The following is a 15954-nucleotide window of genomic DNA, read 5'->3' as shown; positions in this document are numbered from 1 at the left end:
ACCGTGGTTAAACCCTTAGCTTGCTCAGGCGCCGGCCTCACCCACCGGCGTGTGTGCCTCGTTTCCTTACCACCCAACCGCGCTGTGCTTCGCCCTCAACCGGGGCGAAACCAGCACCACCTTTCCTCACCCTTGACTCAGTTACTGGATATCAACATCGCCGCCCCGGCTGCCCCGGAAGCGTCGCTGCTGCTCATTTACACGGGCGGTACCATTGGCATGGCCTACAACCGCCGCGGCGAAATGGTCCCGATGGAATTCAGCAGCATGTTGCAGCTGATGCCGGAGCTCCTGCAGTTCAACGTGCGCCTCACCGTGCGCAGCCTCGCCCAGCCCATCGACTCCTCGAATGTGATGCCCGCCGACTGGTTTACGTTGGTAGATATCATTCGGGAAAGCTACGAGGAGTACGACGGGTTTGTCGTTCTGCACGGCACCGATACCATGGCCTACTCGGCGTCGGCCCTAAGCTTTCTGCTCGAAAACCTCACCAAGCCCGTCATTTTCACCGGCGCCCAGCTGCCCGTGGGTAAGGTGCGCACCGATGCCCGCAAGAACTTGCTGACGGCTTTGGAGCTGGCCGCCGCCCGCGACCGGGAAACGGGGCGCGCCTGCGTGCCCGAAGTCAGCATCTTCTTTCACAACGTGCTGCTGCGCGGCAACCGGGCCAAGAAAGTGGAAAGCGGCCACTTCAACGCCTTCAAAAGTGAAAACTACCCGCCCCTGGTCCGGGCCGGCATCGACCTGGAGTATAACGACGCCTTTATCCGCAACGCCGTGCCCCCAGGCCCCCCGCTTTTCCACCGGGAACTGGACGACCGGGTGACTATTCTGAAGCTCTACCCCGGCATTGCGGAACGCATGGTGCGCGGCATTCTGGAGGTAGATGACCTGCGGGGCTGCGTGCTCGAAACGTACGGGGCCGGCAACGCCCCCACCGCCGCGTGGTTTACCCGCGCCCTCCGCGACTCCACCGACCGGGGCCTCCACATTCTCAACGTCAGTCAGTGCGACGAAGGCCACGTGCAGCAGGGCCGCTACGAAACCAGCGCCCACCTCCGTGACTTGGGCGTCATCGGGGGGGAGGACATTACCACCGAAGCGGCCATCACCAAGCTCATGTACGTGCTGGCTCACCCGCTCACGGCCGCCGATACCGCGGCAGGCCTGGCCCGCGACCTGCGGGGAGAAATTACGCCCGCTTAAAGCGCGGCCAGCTCGGAGAATTACGCTCCGGCTTGCGTTTCCGGAAAATCGGGTGTTATTTTGCGCCACTTCCCAACACCCAGAGAGGTGTCCGAGTGGTTGAAGGAGCACGCCTGGAAAGTGTGTATGGGTCTAAAGCTCATCGTGGGTTCGAATCCCATCCTCTCTGCAATAAACCCCGCTTGCAAGCTGCCAGCGGGGTTTTTCGTTTCATAGCCGGGATGTAGCCGTATCGTTTTAAGCGTTTTACACCCAACTGGCAGTCAACCGTGTGGACACGGCTTCTATTGATAAGCCGTTGAGAAGTATTTACTTGGCATGCGCCGCCCAAGTCTGCTTTGTCAGCTCATACACAAAGTTGAGCTTGGGCAACTCGCCGTAGTACGTTACCTCCTGTTCGGCTACTTTGATAGCGCCTAGCCGCTGAATGGCAATCTGCGAACGTACATTGCCGGCCCCGATGTGGAAGCGCACGGTTTCCACAAACTGGAACACGTAATCCAGCAGCAGGGCTTTGGCCGCCCGGTTGATGCCTTTTCCCCAGGAGCCGGTGCCGTAGAACGTGTAGCCAATGAGGATGCTGTTGTCCTGTGGATTGTAGTCGTAGAGACGGGTACTCCCCAGTGTAGCCCCTGTAGCTTTGTCCACCACTTTGAATGCTCCTTCGCTTTGCATAGCGCCTGCAAAGAAGGTGGTAAACACTGCCCGCTGCCAACGGTCCTGGTTTGGATGTTGCTCCCAGATTTTGGGGTCGGCGGCCACGAAGTATAGCGCGTCAAAATCAGACGGCTGCAGGGGAAGCAGCCTGATAGCGTCGTTTTCCAGAACGGGCTGCAGGGAGAAAGGGCACATACTGGGTCGAAAACTAAGTGCAATGGGCAAAAACAGTCTGCCGGGGAGCAGGAATTGAGGACAAAAGCGGCAGATACGGGCCAAGAACGCAGTACGGCCCCGTTCTCGGTTGAAAGCGGGGCCGTGACAGGTAGTAAAGCTTAAGATTAATCGGCCAAAGCTATGAAGCGCTGTTGCAAGGCTTGGGGTGCTGTTTTCTCCCATTCTTCCAGGCGGGCCAGCTGCAGGGGAGAGAGGCCATCATGAAATTGCTTTTGCAGAGCCGTGAGCGTAGGGCCTTTGGGAGTAGCTAGGGCGCGGCGCAAAAGCTGGGCCTGATGCGGCTGGAGCTGAAGCGTGTTCGACAGACTGCGCACTAAGTCGGACGGAGCCACGTCGGCGGTTGCCGGGGGCGTAGTAGTCGTCTGCGCTACGGCTGAGAAGCTGCTGAGCGTCACGGCAGCTACAACAAGCAGGAAACGGAGTGCAATAGGGGTATTCATAGGAGCAGTGCGGAAAAGTGGAAGAGTGCGGAAGCTGGGGCAAACGGCGGGCCGTTGGGGCTACGCCCGTAAATGTGCCTATTGAAGGTCGGTACTTGGATGAAAAATAGACCAATACCCGCCAGTGGGCGACCAACGGCCCCTGGTGCCCGACAAAATATATTTCGAGCGAAATATAGAAATTAGGTGGACTTGGCGTACCACCTGCTGTTCCGGCCCGGCAGGTCAGGCGCCAAAAAAGTGCGCCCTCCTGAAACAGGGGGCGCACCACTCACTTGCTACTAGAAAAGGCCATTTATTGCCGCAGTGCCGGCGCCGACTCCAGCACGGCTAGGTCGGTTTGGGGCGTAATAGCCAGCACGTTCGGCAGGTCGGCCGGTATGTGGATTAGTCGCTTGTTGCCATTAGGCTGCATGTGTTTGGCCGGTGCCGTAATAGTTACGCCATGCTTGCTGGCATAGTTCATCACTTTGCTGATGGCTACGAGCAGGGTCTGAATTTCCTCGGGATTACGCTCCCAGGCTTCATCCGTCTGCACGGCGGCGCTGCTTGGGTCGTTGCGGAACTTGGCGTTACGCGGCACTACGGTGGCCAAGTCCAGGCTGACGATGTTGGCGCGTTGCGTTGCGGCGTAGTACAGGCCTTGCAGCATCCAGCCCAGGGAACCAGTGCCTTTGTCGCCCAGTACTTTCACAACCAGCACGCGGGCTTCAGGGGAGTTGGCGTCATAGGACCGCTGGGGAGCGGCGTGTACTTCCTCGCCTGGGACGAAAGAAGCAGAACCTACCACATGGTTTTTAAATGCGGGAAGGAGTTGATTTCCCCGGCCCAGAACGGCAACTAATGCACCTTTGCCAACAGAGCCGGCGCGGGCGGCGGCCCCAGCTTTGATGTTAGCCGTGGCCTTGGCTCCTGGCAGGGAGGTACCGTACGCGCTAGAACCAAGCTGAAGGGCGGTGTAGCCTATTTTGGCGCGAGCGGCCTGGGGCTTGGGCGCTTGGTAGCTAAAGTCATGTATTACGGCGCGAATACCCGGGATGTGGCTGGCTTTGGCCAGGAAGGCAGGGTCGTCGGACGTAGCCAGGGCCAGCCCCACTTCCGGCATGGTCCCGGTGATAGTGCCATTCGCCAGCCAGGCCTGATCCGTCAGGTCACCGGGCAGCTGGTCTGTAGTAGCTACTAGCAGGTAGTGTTGCGGCAGGCGGGTGGCGGGCTCCAGGCTCGGGTCCGGAACGGCCTGCGTTACGGAGCGGCTACGCTGGGCGGCATTGGTAATAGAATCTTCGGTAGAGCACCCACTCAGCAGCAGTACTCCCAGGCCCAACATCGAAAAATTACGAACTGTGAAAAAGGAAGCCATAACGGTGAAGGTTTAGTGCAGTACTAATAAATAATAAAATATTTCAATTAGCAAGTAAAGTGCAATAAAAGATAAAATTATGTACATTCGCGAGTTGGGTGCTGAATATTGCGCCCTCGGACCTGAATCCGACTCAGCCGACGTCTCCTGTTGCAAATATTTTTCTATTAGATATCAGTATATTATAATATTAAAGAGTAGAGTTCCGGGCCGACAGGGAGGGAGCAGAATACTGTTGAGTTAGCCGTTTCCTGCTTGAGAAATACGCGGCCTAACGTTCCCGTCGTCCAGCAAAAAGTAAATTCTTCGGAGGCTAAAGTCGGTTTGCTGAGATAGGGCCTTCTGAACTGCTAAGCGTTATTCTGGTCGTGTGCCAGCCCAGTGGCAGGCGTAACCCAGCCAAGCTGCAACGGCCAGAACGCACAACGGCCGGCTCCCAGGAAGGAAGCCGGCCGTTGTAAGGGGGCGCAGAGGATTTACGGCACCTGCGTTACGGCGCGCCGGGCATTAACGCGACCATAGCCGTAGTAGGGGTCACGGCCGGGCTTACCGAGGTCATCGGCTGAAGCACGCAACGTCGCCAACACCTTGGCTGGGTCCATTCTACCCCCGTTCTTGCCCACGACCAACGCGGCTACCCCGGCGGCGTGCGGGCCCGCCATGCTGGTGCCGGCCGACCAAGTATAGCGGCCCAGGCTGGTGCAACTGAATACCATATCGAAGGCGAAGGTGTACTGGCGTACGCCCGCCACAGTGCTGATATCCAGACCAGGGTAGGCTGAGTCGCCGCCGGGAGCAGCAAAGTCTACGTCGGAAGTGCCGTAGTTAGTGTAAGTAGCTACGCCATCGAGGTTGGTGCCAAGAGGGTTAAGGGCCCAGCCAGTGGGTGCCGTGGCCGAGATGGAAATAACGTTGGCAGCACCCGAGGGAATGTGGACTAGGTCCTGGTCGCGCTGGCCGTTGTTGGCATCATTGCCGGAGGAGGCAATAACCGTGGTGCCCTGCCGGGTGGCGTAGGTGGTGGCTTTGCCGATGGCCACCAGCAGTTCCTGAATTTCCTTGGTTTCGTTTACCCAGGTATCGTCCGTGGCGTCGTCGGGGGTGCCGTTGTCGTCGCGGAACTTGCTGTTGCGGGGAATGGCGGCGCCCAGGCTCATATTGATAACATCGGCCTGCTGCGCTACGGCGTAATAAATGCCCTGAATCATCCAGGAGAATGACCCGGAGCCCGAATCACGCAGGACTTTTACCAGCAGCAGCTGGGCATCCGGCGCTACGCCAATGACGCCCAGCCCGTTGTCGGCGGCGGCAATGGTGCCTGCCGTATGGGAGCCGTGGCTGAACGTACTGCGAGCAAACTGCGCCGGCTCCCCGGGAACAAACGAGCGGCTACCTACGATGTTGGGTTTCAGATCGGGGTGGGTGAGGTCGAAGCCGCCGTCCAGAACGGCTACCAGTGCCCCGGCCCCGCGGGCCCCGGTGTTCCAGGCCTCGGGCGCCTCAATGGCGGTGTGGCCCCACTGCAGCGGGAAAAACCGCTCGTTGTCGCCGGCGCTGCCGGGGTTGGTGTTATCGGCTTCGGCAATGGCCTCCACGCTCCGCGCCGCCTCGGGGTTGAAGCCCTGGAAGCTAAAATCGTGGATGACGGAGCGTACCCCGCTGATGCGGGCAGCTTTGGCGGCGAAGTCGGGGTCGGAAGACGTAGCCAGGGCCAGGCCCGTGCCGGGCAGCTCGTCGGTGAGGGTGCCGTTGGCCGCCTGGGTCTGGGTGGCGAGGGCCGCGGGTAGCTCGTTGGTGCTGGAGATGATGATGTACTGATGGGCGCGGCGTACCAGGCTGTTGCCCTCCGTTGCAACGGCGCTGCTAGCCGCTACCGACTGCGGGGCAGCCTCAGTCAGGCGAATGTCTTCTTTGCTGCAGCTGGCCAGTAAGCCAAGCCCAAGGCTCAGCAGCGAAAAGGCGCGGGGAGTAGAAAAGGATTTGTTCATAAACGGGGGTGGGGTGGTGAAAACGAACTTTTAAAAGAAAGGCCAAAAAAGCAGTCGAATGGCAACGGAAGCGCCGGATAGCAGGCTGGTTCTGACGACAAGCCTCGTTAAGCGCCGAAATCGGCAATCGGGATTTGCCTGGTCTGGTTGTGGGGAAAGCAGCATGCGCCGTAGATTAGTTCAACGAGTTGCCCGCCTCTCGCGTACCCTGCTACCGGGTCGGCTGCCTTTTTCACCCGGTTGTCCAAAGCCCTATTTGCCCCAAAATCCCCCGTAACTTCCCCCGTGGCCAGATCGGTCGGTCGGCCCGTGGGGGGCGTGTCGCGCACAGATTCCCCTAATTATGAACGAACTTCAACGCCTGCTCCACGCCTACGACGCGCACCGCGCGGCCGGGCAGGCCTGCGCCCTGGCCTCGGTCGTAGATGTAGCCGGCTCCGCCTACCGCCGCCCCGGGGCCCGTATGCTGGTTACCGATCAGGGGGAACTGACCGGCGCCATCAGCGGCGGCTGTCTGGAGGGCGACGCCCGCCAGCGGGCCCGCCGCGTCATTCAGTCGGGCCGCCCTGCCATTGTCACCTACGACTCCACCGACCCCGACGATGACCTGCAGTTTGGGGCGGCCCTGGGCTGCCAGGGCGTGGTGCAGATTCTGCTGGAGCCGCTCGATTTCCAGAACCCCTATAACCCGCTGGAACTTTTGCGCCGCTGGACCCAGCTAGGGGAGCAAAGTGCCGTGCTGGCGACGGTATTCAGTGCTGCCAACACTGCGGTGCAGGTGGGAGAGCGGCTGCTGCTCACCACCGGAGGCACTGTCCTAGGCAACTTTTCGGAAGAAGCCGAAAGCTACCCGCAGCTGCTGGCCGATGCCCGGGCGGCCCTGGCCGCGGGCCAGCCAGCCACGCGGCACTACGCCGCCGGACCAGCGGCCATGCGCGTGAGCCTGGAAATTCTGCGTCCGCCTGTCCGCCTGGCCGTGTACGGGGCTGGCAACGATGTGCAGCCCCTGGTAAAGCTGGCCAGCAGCCTGGGCTGGCGGGTGGAGGTAGTTGATGGGCGGCCGGCCCAGGCCCAGCCCGGTCGTTTTCCCGAAGCCCACCAAGTGCGGGTAGTGCCCCTGGCCCAGCTGGCCATCCAGGCGCCCGAGGCAGACTTTTCCCTGCTTATGACCCACAACTATTACTACGACCTGGCCGTGCTGCAGCACTTGCTGACTGCGCCCACGCGCTACATTGGGTTGCTGGGCCCCCGCAAAAAATACGAGCGGCTGCTGGAGGACCTGCGCCAGCACACCCCGGATGCTGCCGAGCGGCTGCAGGGCCGCCTCTACAGCCCCGTGGGTTTGAATCTGGGCGCCGAAACCCCGGAGGAAATTGCGCTATCGGTGGTGGCGGAAATGCAGGCCGTGCTGGCCGGGCGGCCCGCCGGGTTCCTGCGCGACTCGCCCCATCCCATACATCCGCCGCTGCACGCAAACGTCCCGCTGGTAACTGATAATCGGGTAGATGCCAGCTGCAGTCTCTAGCAAAAAGCCGGATAGGTTACCGCCAGCCATTCTGCTGCTGGCTGCGGGGGCCTCTACGCGCCTGGGCCGCCCCAAGCAGCTGCTGGCTTACCAAGGAAAAACCCTGCTCCGGCGGGCCGCCGAAACGGCGGTAGCAGCGGCCGATGGCAGCCCGGTGCTCGTGGTAACCGGGGCCATCCACGCGCCCCTGCTACCGAAGTTGCTAAACCTTCCGGTACACGTGCACCACTGCCCCGAGTGGGCGGCTGGCATGGGTGCTTCGCTGAAGGCCGGCCTGCACTGCCTGGAGGCTATGCACCCGCTGGTAGCCGGCGTCACGGTGATGCTCTGCGACCAACCCCACGTGACGCCGGACCTTCTGCACCAGCTGGGGCGAGCGGCGGCGCAAAACAGTCGCCCGATGGCCGCCGCCGAATATGCAGGGGTACTTGGCGCGCCGGCCTTTTTTAGTCAGGCGGTGCTGGGTTTCTTACGGCAGATTGCGGATAGAGCCGGGGCGGGCCAGCTGTTGCGCCAGCACCGGGAAAGGGTGGTGCCGGTGCCTTTCCCGGCCGGTTTGCTGGACGTGGATACGGAGGAGCAGTACGCCGCCTTGCTAAGTCAGCCCCCAGAATAGCGGCCCGGCGGTGCAGTCATACTAACCTCCACCGGTAATTCCCGTTATCTTGCCCGGCTCCTGACTTCCTAGCCGCCTTGTATGACTACTGCTGCCCCAGCTGCCCCCGACGCGGGCTTCCAAAACATTCCCAAAGACGATAAGCGCATTACCCGAGGCTGGACGTTCTACGACTGGGCCAACTCGGTGTATCCGCTGGTCATTACCTCGTCCATTTTTCCTATTTACTGGGGCAGCGTAACCAAAGAGCTGAGCCCGGAAACCGACGTAGTAAGCTTCTTGGGCTATCAGGTGCCCGGCTCCTCGCTGCTGACGTATGCCATATCGGCCGCCTTCCTGCTCATTGCCCTAGTAAGCCCCTTCCTCACTTCCCTGGCCGATTACTCGGGGCGCAAGAAGCTGTTTATGCAGTTTTTCTGCTACCTCGGGGCCGCTTCCTGCGCCGCGCTCTACCTGTTCGACAAGACCACGCTGGTCATGTCCACGTTCATCTTTATTGCCGCTACGGTGGGCTTTTCCGGCTCCATCGTGTTCTACAATAGCTATTTGCCGGTTATCAGCTCCGAGGAGAAGTTTGACTCTCTCTCGGCCCGGGGCTTTTCCATGGGCTACATTGGTTCGGTGCTGCTGCTGGTCATCTGCCTGGGGCTGATTATGGGCCACGAAACGTTTGGGCTGGAAACCGGTCAGGCCACCCGCATCGGCTTCCTGCTGACGGGCGTGTGGTGGGCCGGCTTCGCCCAGATTCCCTTTGCCACCCTGCCCAAGGACCCTGGCCGCGCCGCCGGGGCGGCTACTTCCGACTCGGGCTGGCTGCTGAATGGCTTCCGCGAGCTGGGTAAGGTCGTAGCGCAGCTCAAACACCTGCCCAACCTGAAACGCTTCCTGCTGGCGTATTTTACTTACAATATGGGCGTACAGACGGTCATGTACGTGGCCACCATCTTTGGCGACAAAGAGCTGCACCTGGAAAGCACTGCCCTGATTACGACTATTCTGCTGCTGCAACTAGTTGGTATCCTGGGTGCCTGGCTATTTGCCAAGCTCTCGGAGCGCATCGGCAACACCCGGGCCCTGAGCTGGTCGGTGTTTATCTGGATGCTGATTTGCGTGGCGGGCTACTACGTGCAGGCGGGCTGGAGCTTCTACGCGCTGGCGGCCGTTATCGGCCTCACCATGGGCGCTATTCAAAGCCTTTCGCGCAGCACGTATTCCAAGATTATTCCCGAAAATACGCCCAATACAGCCGCCTTCTTCAGCTTTTTCGACGTGACCGAGAAGCTCAGCATTGTGATTGGCACGGCCGTGTTCGGGGTCATTGCCCAGCTGACGGGTTCCATGCGCAACAGCATTCTCTCGCTCATTGTGTTCTTCGTGCTGGGGCTGGTGTTTCTGCTCACGCTCCGCGGCAAAAAGCTGCGTGATGAGCCCACTGCCGGGGCCGAAGCCAGTGGCCCGCCGCCCGCTACGCCCGACGTAGCACTGCCTACCGCCTAAACAAGTCCGGCGACTTTCGCTACTTGCACGAGCATCGGGACGCCCGATGCTCGTGCTATTTTACACCCCCAATTCATTCCCACCAACCATGCACACGTCTTCCTTTCAGCAAAACATCCTGGCGGAGCTACACCACGAGCTGGCCGGCACCCGCACTATTCTGGAACGGGTGCCCTTCGAGCAAGCCGAGTATCGCCCTCATCCTAAGAGCATGAGCCTGTGGCAACTGGCTACTCACGTAGTCAACTTGCTGGCCTTTAAGAGCTTGTTTGTGACGCATGACTCCCGGGACTTCCTCGACCCCAATGCGCCCAAGCCCGGTCCCACGCCCACCAGTAAAGAAGAGCTGCTAGCCCGCTTCGATCAGTACAGTGCCCTACTGCGGGAGCAGTTGCAAGCCACCACCGACGAGAACCTGACCCATAACTTCCGGCTGCACCGGGGCGAACAAACTATCTTCGAGCAGTCGAAGGTGGCCGCCATCCGCCTTATGGGCCTCAACCACAGCATTCACCACCGTGGCCAGCTCACCGTGTACCTGCGCCTGCTCGACATTCCCGTGCCCGGTCTCTACGGTCCCTCCGCCGACGAGAAATAACCGTCCTTCATGTACTCATGATTAGGTCATTGCGAGGCCGAGTCGAAGCAGTCCGTCCTCTGAGAGGCACTAAGATGTAGTAAATGAAAAGCCCTTTCCAGCGCGTGCGGGAAAGGGCTTTCTGCTGAGTATGGGGCTGATTTTATTTAGGGTAGATGCTGGTCGCCATAACCCGAGCATTAGCACCTCTGCCCATATTCCTTATGCGCACATTATTTCTTCTCGAACACCTTCTCGCCGGCTATCCACGTCTGCCGCACTTTGGCGGTGCGCAGCTGCTCCTTGGGAGCTTTCAGCAGATCCGTATCCAGCACCACAAAGTCGGCGGCCATACCGGGGCGGATGCTGCCTTTCTGCTTTTCCTCGAAGGCCGCGTGGGCGGCCCAGGTGGTCATGCCGCGCAGGGCGTTGGGGCGGCTCAGGGCATTTTCGGGCTGGAAGCCAGCGGCCGGGTAGTTCTTGGCATCCTGCCGGGCCACGGCCGAGTGAAAGCCGAATAGGGGGTTGATATCCTCCACCGGGAAGTCGGAGCCCAGGGCTACCTGGCCGTATTGCTTGCGCAGCTCCTCGTAGGCGTAGGCCGTTTTCAGGCGCTGTGCACCCAGCCGTTCCCCGGCCCAATACATGTCGGACGTAGCGTGGGTGAGCTGCACCGAGGGCACAATGCCAAACTGCCCGAACTTCGGCATATCGGCCGGGGTAATGACCTGGGCGTGCTCAATGCGCCAGCGCCGGTCCCGTTGGCCTTTCAGCGCTTCGCCATAGATGTTGAGAATGATGCGGTTGGCCGAGTCGCCGATGGCGTGGGTATTCATTTGAAACTTGCTGGCCGCAATTTCATTAGCCAGGGCGCGGTATTCCTTTTCGGTAGATAGCAGAAAGCCGGTTTCCTTGGGCCGGTCGGCGTAGGGCTTTACCAGGCAGGCGCCGCGGGAGCCCAGCGCCCCGTCGGCGTACACCTTGAAAGACGCTACCGTGAGGCGGTCCTGGAACACGGGGCCGTTCCGGAAGTAGAAGTCCTTATTGGCCTTCGTCGGGTTCAGCATAGCGTAGAGCCGCAGCTTGAGCTTGCCCTGCTGCTGCAGGGCGGCCATCTGGTCGATGTTGGACTTATCGAGGCCGGCGTCGGCGAGGCTGGTGAGGCCCACGGCCAGGCAGCGCTGTTGGGCTTCGAGCAGCAGAGAGGAGGCTTCGGCGGGCGTGGGCTCGGGAATCTTCGCTGACACCAGATCCACGGCATTATCGACCAGTAGCCCCGTGAGCTTGCCGGCGGCATCTTTCGTCAGCACCCCGCCGCTGATGGGCGTACGGGCCGTAATACCGGCCAGGTCCAGGGCTTTCTGGTTGACGAGGGCCGCGTGCCCGTCTACCCGAATGATAAACACTGGTACGTTCGGGAACAGGGCATCCAGGGTGTCTTTGGTGGGAAACTCCTTGGTAGGCCAGTCGTTCTGGTCCCAACCGCGCCCGGTCAGCCAGGCGGCCTGCGGGTACTGGAGACGGTGCGCCCGCAGCCGCTGCACAACTTCCCCCCACGATTCGGTGCCCACCAGATCGGCGTCGCGCAGGCCCAGGGCGTAGCGGTAGAAGTGGCAGTGCGCGTCGTAGAAACCAGGGTAGATGAACTGTCCCTGGGCATCTACTTCCTGGGCAGCCTGGTACTTGCCCCGAAGTTCCTCGGCAGTGCCCACGGCCACAAATTTACCGTCTTTCACCGCAAATGCCCGCGCCTGACTGAACGCCGAATCGACGGTGTAGATGGTCGCGTTGTAGACGAGCACATCGGCGGGGTGGCGGGCGCCCGACTGGCAGGCACTGAGCAACACCGGGAGGGCGGCCAGCAGAGGACGCACGCGCCCGGCAAGGCAGCGAAACAGGAAAAATGTCATGCGGCGAAAGTACGCAACCTGCCCCGATGTGCTGCTATCGGCCCGTGCGGCAGCGGCGCAGCCAGCGCAGGGCCGTAGCCTCATCGGTAAAGCGCTGCAGCTGATAAGGCGTACCGTTGATGGCGGCCAGGGGCGGAATGGCGTGGTTGGTGAGCACCCCGGCCAGCTGGTGCGGGGCCATTAGGAAGGCGAGGTACACGGTGTCTCCCAGGCGCGGGTACAGCTTGGGCAGAAAGGTTTCAATCATCCAAAGCACGGTGGCCGCATCGGCCGGGGCCTGCCAGCGCACCGTGTCTACCAGCCAGAACCGGCACTCATACGCCTCCGCCACCTCCAGCAGCCGATGGTAGCCCTGGTTGAGCTCAAACGGCATGATGGAGCGCTGCCATTGCCCCACCAGCACCCGCCGCCGGGCGTGGTAGGTGATGGCGAAGTAGGCGGGCGAGGTAATCGGGGGCATGGGTTGGGAAGGCAGCGGGCCAAAACGCAACGGGGCGCCGGCTTCCAAAGAAACCAGCGCCCCGCAAATAGCATTTTTTTCGGCTACTCGAACCGCATGTGCTTCACCGATTCGCCCGAGTTCTTCAGCTCCAGCAAGGAGTCGATGCCGATCTGCAGGTGGGTAGTCACGTAGTCGGAGGTTACCTTCTTGTCGCTCTCGGCCGTTTTCACGCCTTCGGGCGTCATGGGGTTGTCGCTGACCAGCAGCAGGGCGCCGTGCGGAATTTCATTTACAAACCCCACAGTGAAGATCGTAGCCGTTTCCATATCCACGGCCATAGCCCGGATCTGGCGCAGGTACTCCTTGAAGTTTTCGTCGTGCTCCCACACCCGGCGGTTGGTGGTGTACACCGTGCCGGTCCAGTAGTCCTTCTCGTGCTTCTTGATCATGGAAGACACGGCGCGCTGCAGGCGGAAGGAGGGCAGCGCCGGAATTTCGGCCGGCAGGTAGTCATCGGAAGTGCCCTCCCCGCGAATGGCCGCAATGGGTAGGATCAGGTCGCCGAGCTTGGTTTTGTTTTTCAAGCCGCCGCACTTGCCCAGGAATAGCGCTGCCTTGGGCTTCACGGCCGAAATCAGGTCCATAACGGTGGCCGCCATGGGGGAGCCCATGCCGAAGTTGATGATGGTGATGCCGTTGGCCGTAGCCGTTTGCATGGGCTTGTCGAGGCCGCGCACTTCTACGTCGAACTGCTCGGCAAACATGTGCACGTAGTTGATGAAGTTGGTCAGCAGGATGTACTGCCCAAACTCTTTCAGGGGCACGCCCGTGTAGCGGGGCAGCCAGTTTTCTACGATGTCGGCTTTGGTTTTCATATGATTTGGGGTCTTAGGGGCTTAGGGTCTCGGGGACTTGGGTTGAGATAGTAGCAATAGGTCCGATGATTACGAGCATCGTCGTTCCGTAGGTAAGTTTCTCGGCGCCAGGTTCCGTAAATAAAAAACCGCCGGAACCCTGGGAAAGGGGTACGACGGTACGGAGCGAAAAGCGGGAGCAAACTGCCCGGGGCCGTACCTTTGGAGGTGATGCAAGCCTTGAACCTGCCGCCTTTCGACTACAAACTTACCCAATCGGGCGAAAATTTGCTAATCTGGGACGTACTCCGCCGCCGCCACGTGGTGCTCACGCCCGAAGAATGGGTGCGCCAGCACGTGGTGCACTACCTGATCGGGCACCGCGGCTACCCCAAAGGCCTGCTCAGCCTGGAGCGGGGCCACACCTACAACCAGCGCCGCAAACGCACCGACCTGGTGGCCCTGGATGCCACGGGCCGACCCCTACTGCTGGTAGAATGCAAGGCCCCCTCGGTCCCAATTACCGCCGCTGTGGCCCACCAGGCAGCCACTTACAACCAAACGATTGGGGCGCCGTTGCTGCTGCTTACCAATGGGTTGCAGCATTTCTGCTGGCAGGTAGATCCGATAAGCCGGACCAATACCCAGCTGGCGGAAGTACCAGCGTATAGCGGCTTGGTGCAATAAATAATAGCAAGATGTCCGGAAACTCTTTACTTTAAGCCAGCTTCATCCGGATTACGTTGGCTTTTGCCGGGCCGGCCATGCGTTGCAGCTTTGTAAGCGCTTCTACTTTATGCTTCCCTCAGACCGTATTCCGGCCCACGTTTTTTTTGAGCAGCACCCCGACGCCGTGTTCACCCTGAATGCGGCGGGCGAAATCGTGCGGGCCAATGGCCCGTTTGCTGAGTTGCTGGGTTGCCCGGCTGCCCAGGTAGCAGGCCGTAGCTTCTGGGCCTGCCTGCAGCCCGGGGAAAGAGAGCGGGCTGGGCAAGGCTTTGAGCAGGCCCTGGCCGGGGAAACCTGTGTGCTGGACCTAGCCTTGGGCGGGGCCGTAAGCCGGCGTATGACGTGCACGCTGTTTCCGCTGCTGATCAACGAGCAGGTGCAGGGCGTTCAGGGCATCCTGCAGGACGTGGGCCCGCCGAACTACACGGAGAAGGGGCGGGAGCCGGAACACATGTTGTCCGTCATCTTCAACACCATTGCCGACGTGGTATTTGTGCTGGAAGTGGGGGAGGCGGGCAGTTTTCGATTTTCTTTTGCCAATCGGGCTTTCACCCAGACAACGGGCATACCCCTGGAACAGATACTGGGCAAACGCATTGAGGAGGTAATCCCGGAGCCCTCGCTGTCCATGTATCAGGAAAAGTACCGGCTGGCCGTAGCCACCCAGCAGCGCCTTGGCTGGCTGGATACCACAGTGTTTCCGGCGGGCCGCGTCACGGGCCAAGTCAGCATTACGCCCGTGGTCGAAGCCGATGGCAGCTGCCGGCAGCTGGTAGGCATCGTGCACGATCAAACCTCGGTCCTGCAGGCGGCCGAGGCGCTGACGGTTAGCAACGAGCGGTACAAATACGCCATCCGGGCCACTACCGACGCCATTTACGACTGGAATATTCCCGAAAATACCCTCTTCTGGGGAGAAGGATTCGAGGCCTTGTTCGGGCACATGCTGGTGCAGAACGTCTCGAACCTGGATTTGTGGGCCGAGTTTATTCACCCCGATGATTCGCAGCAAACGGTCTATAGCCTAATGCAGGCCGTAGAAGCCCCGCACGTGCGCTACTGGCAGGGGGAATACCGCTTTCGGCGCGCCGATAACACCTGGGCCACGGTATTTGACCGCGGCTACGTGCTGCGCGACGCTGCCGGGCAGCCCCTGCGCATGATTGGGGCCATGCAGGATATTTCGGAGCGCAAGGAAGCCGAGGAGCGACAGCGCCGTATGGCCCAGGAAGTTTTCAAGCAGAACGCCGATTTGCAGCAGTTTGCCTACATCGTCTCGCACAACCTGCGGGCTCCTCTGGCCAATGCGCTGGGGTTTGCCGACTTGCTACTGCGTACCGGAAAAGACACGGAAGTGTTCGACAATTCCCTTAAAAACCTGCACGCCAGCCTCCGGGAGCTCGACGCGGTGCTGTCGGACGTGAGTACCGTGCTGGCGGTGCGCGACCGGCAGGAAGTGCCCCAACGGGAGCCAGTGCACCTGGCCGGCGTTTGCCAGCGGGTGGCCCAAAGCCTTATCGACTCGCTGCGGGAGGCCGATGCCACCATTTCCTGCCAGCTGCCGGATGACCTGCAAGTATGCGGGAACCGGGCCTACTTCCACAGCATCTTTTACAATCTGTTTTCCAACACCATTAAATTCCGCGCCGAAGACCGTCCCTTGTCAGTGGTAGTCACCGGCACGCAAACACCGGGGCAGGGCAGCACCATCACGGTTTCCGACAACGGGTCCGGCTTCGATACGGCCCGCGCCGGAACGGATGTATTTCAATTGTACAAGCGTTTTCACCCGGTCAAACGGGGCCGCGGCATCGGCCTGTTTTTGGTAAAATCCCACGTAGAAGCCATGGGCGGCACGGTCACCGTCGAGAGTCAGGTAAATGTAGGAACCCGGTTTATATTGCACTTCAGCTAAG

Annotated in this window: 14 protein-coding genes and 1 tRNA gene; 8 read left to right on the top strand and 7 right to left on the bottom strand. The window is 60.7% G+C overall.

Going from position 1 to position 15954, the window contains the following annotated elements:
* Window positions 1-132: 132 nt before the first annotated feature.
* Both FY528_RS07635 and FY528_RS07630 read left to right on the top strand, forming a co-directional pair.
* Complete coding sequence (locus FY528_RS07635; protein ID WP_262383942.1) at window positions 133-1206, top strand: asparaginase; 1074 nt, start codon at window positions 133-135, stop codon at window positions 1204-1206.
* Window positions 1207-1287: 81 nt separating this feature from the next.
* Window positions 1288-1375, top strand: a tRNA-Ser gene (locus tag FY528_RS07630).
* A 140-nt stretch (window positions 1376-1515) separates the two neighbouring features.
* Here FY528_RS07630 and FY528_RS07625 read toward each other — a convergent pair.
* The 4 genes from FY528_RS07625 to FY528_RS07610 all read right to left on the bottom strand — a co-directional run bounded on the left by FY528_RS07625 (window position 1516) and on the right by FY528_RS07610 (window position 5888).
* The gene (locus FY528_RS07625) at window positions 1516-2058 is read right to left on the bottom strand and encodes a GNAT family N-acetyltransferase (protein ID WP_149070404.1); all 543 of its coding nucleotides are present in this window, start codon (window positions 2056-2058) and stop codon (window positions 1516-1518) included.
* Window positions 2059-2204: 146 nt separating this feature from the next.
* A complete protein-coding gene (locus FY528_RS07620; RefSeq protein WP_149070403.1) occupies window positions 2205-2540 on the bottom strand; it encodes a hypothetical protein in 336 nt (111 codons plus the stop codon).
* A 295-nt stretch (window positions 2541-2835) separates the two neighbouring features.
* Window positions 2836-3900, bottom strand: a complete 1065-nt coding sequence (locus tag FY528_RS07615) for a S8/S53 family peptidase (RefSeq protein WP_149070402.1) — start codon at window positions 3898-3900, stop codon at window positions 2836-2838.
* A 476-nt stretch (window positions 3901-4376) separates the two neighbouring features.
* On the bottom strand, window positions 4377-5888 hold the full coding sequence (locus FY528_RS07610; protein ID WP_149070401.1) for a S8 family peptidase: 1512 nt from the start codon (window positions 5886-5888) through the stop codon (window positions 4377-4379).
* Between the two features lie 343 nt (window positions 5889-6231).
* Here FY528_RS07610 and FY528_RS07605 point away from each other — a divergent pair, with 343 nt between their 5' ends.
* The 4 genes from FY528_RS07605 to FY528_RS07590 all read left to right on the top strand — a co-directional run bounded on the left by FY528_RS07605 (window position 6232) and on the right by FY528_RS07590 (window position 10124).
* Complete coding sequence (locus FY528_RS07605) at window positions 6232-7413, top strand: XdhC family protein (RefSeq protein WP_149070400.1); 1182 nt, start codon at window positions 6232-6234, stop codon at window positions 7411-7413.
* On the top strand, window positions 7394-8029 hold the full coding sequence (locus tag FY528_RS07600; RefSeq protein WP_149070399.1) for a nucleotidyltransferase family protein: 636 nt from the start codon (window positions 7394-7396) through the stop codon (window positions 8027-8029). Before FY528_RS07605 ends, FY528_RS07600 begins: the two co-directional genes overlap by 20 nt.
* 81 nt (window positions 8030-8110) lie before the next feature.
* On the top strand, window positions 8111-9526 hold the full coding sequence (locus FY528_RS07595) for an MFS transporter (protein ID WP_149070398.1): 1416 nt from the start codon (window positions 8111-8113) through the stop codon (window positions 9524-9526).
* A gap of 88 nt (window positions 9527-9614) precedes the next feature.
* A complete protein-coding gene (locus tag FY528_RS07590; RefSeq protein ID WP_187632043.1) occupies window positions 9615-10124 on the top strand; it encodes a DinB family protein in 510 nt (169 codons plus the stop codon).
* 212 nt (window positions 10125-10336) lie between these two features.
* On the opposite strand, the gene FY528_RS07585 is transcribed toward FY528_RS07590, so the two are convergent.
* The 3 genes from FY528_RS07585 to FY528_RS07575 all read right to left on the bottom strand — a co-directional run bounded on the left by FY528_RS07585 (window position 10337) and on the right by FY528_RS07575 (window position 13330).
* The gene (locus FY528_RS07585; protein ID WP_149070396.1) at window positions 10337-12013 is read right to left on the bottom strand and encodes an amidohydrolase; all 1677 of its coding nucleotides are present in this window, start codon (window positions 12011-12013) and stop codon (window positions 10337-10339) included.
* Window positions 12014-12047: 34 nt separating this feature from the next.
* On the bottom strand, window positions 12048-12473 hold the full coding sequence (locus FY528_RS07580) for a hypothetical protein (protein WP_149070395.1): 426 nt from the start codon (window positions 12471-12473) through the stop codon (window positions 12048-12050).
* An 83-nt stretch (window positions 12474-12556) separates the two neighbouring features.
* Window positions 12557-13330 carry an AMP nucleosidase gene (locus FY528_RS07575; protein ID WP_149070394.1) on the bottom strand — a complete coding sequence of 258 codons (774 nt, stop codon included), beginning with the start codon at window positions 13328-13330 and terminating at the stop codon, window positions 12557-12559.
* Window positions 13331-13540: 210 nt separating this feature from the next.
* Between FY528_RS07575 and FY528_RS07570 the strand changes: the two genes are divergently transcribed.
* Together FY528_RS07570 and FY528_RS07565 are read left to right on the top strand one after the other, a co-directional pair.
* Window positions 13541-13996 (top strand): type I restriction enzyme HsdR N-terminal domain-containing protein, encoded by a 456-nt coding sequence (locus FY528_RS07570; RefSeq protein WP_149070393.1) that lies wholly within the window; start codon window positions 13541-13543, stop codon window positions 13994-13996.
* Between the two features lie 109 nt (window positions 13997-14105).
* On the top strand, window positions 14106-15953 hold the full coding sequence (locus tag FY528_RS07565; RefSeq protein ID WP_149070392.1) for a PAS domain-containing sensor histidine kinase: 1848 nt from the start codon (window positions 14106-14108) through the stop codon (window positions 15951-15953).
* Window position 15954: the final 1 nt, after the last annotated feature.

Origin of the sequence: Hymenobacter lutimineralis, assembly GCF_008271285.1 — a bacterium.
GTDB lineage: Bacteria > Bacteroidota > Bacteroidia > Cytophagales > Hymenobacteraceae > Hymenobacter > Hymenobacter lutimineralis.
This window is presented reverse-complemented; position numbering and strand designations above follow the sequence as displayed.

Excerpts from the sequence above, each read along its gene's own strand:
- FY528_RS07565 (WP_149070392.1), top strand. The coding sequence starts at position 14,106 with ATGCTTCCCTCAGACCGTATTCCGGCCCACGTTTTTTTTGAGCAGCAC.
- FY528_RS07615 (WP_149070402.1), bottom strand. The coding sequence starts at position 3,900 with ATGGCTTCCTTTTTCACAGTTCGTAATTTTTCGATGTTGGGCCTGGGA.
- FY528_RS07595 (WP_149070398.1), top strand. The coding sequence starts at position 8,111 with ATGACTACTGCTGCCCCAGCTGCCCCCGACGCGGGCTTCCAAAACATT.
- FY528_RS07575 (WP_149070394.1), bottom strand. The coding sequence starts at position 13,330 with ATGAAAACCAAAGCCGACATCGTAGAAAACTGGCTGCCCCGCTACACG.
- FY528_RS07580 (WP_149070395.1), bottom strand. The coding sequence starts at position 12,473 with ATGCCCCCGATTACCTCGCCCGCCTACTTCGCCATCACCTACCACGCC.
- FY528_RS07625 (WP_149070404.1), bottom strand. The coding sequence starts at position 2,058 with ATGTGCCCTTTCTCCCTGCAGCCCGTTCTGGAAAACGACGCTATCAGG.
- FY528_RS07585 (WP_149070396.1), bottom strand. The coding sequence starts at position 12,013 with ATGACATTTTTCCTGTTTCGCTGCCTTGCCGGGCGCGTGCGTCCTCTG.
- FY528_RS07610 (WP_149070401.1), bottom strand. The coding sequence starts at position 5,888 with ATGAACAAATCCTTTTCTACTCCCCGCGCCTTTTCGCTGCTGAGCCTT.
- FY528_RS07620 (WP_149070403.1), bottom strand. The coding sequence starts at position 2,540 with ATGAATACCCCTATTGCACTCCGTTTCCTGCTTGTTGTAGCTGCCGTG.
- FY528_RS07600 (WP_149070399.1), top strand. The coding sequence starts at position 7,394 with ATGCCAGCTGCAGTCTCTAGCAAAAAGCCGGATAGGTTACCGCCAGCC.
- FY528_RS07605 (WP_149070400.1), top strand. The coding sequence starts at position 6,232 with ATGAACGAACTTCAACGCCTGCTCCACGCCTACGACGCGCACCGCGCG.
- FY528_RS07590 (WP_187632043.1), top strand. The coding sequence starts at position 9,615 with ATGCACACGTCTTCCTTTCAGCAAAACATCCTGGCGGAGCTACACCAC.
- FY528_RS07570 (WP_149070393.1), top strand. The coding sequence starts at position 13,541 with ATGCAAGCCTTGAACCTGCCGCCTTTCGACTACAAACTTACCCAATCG.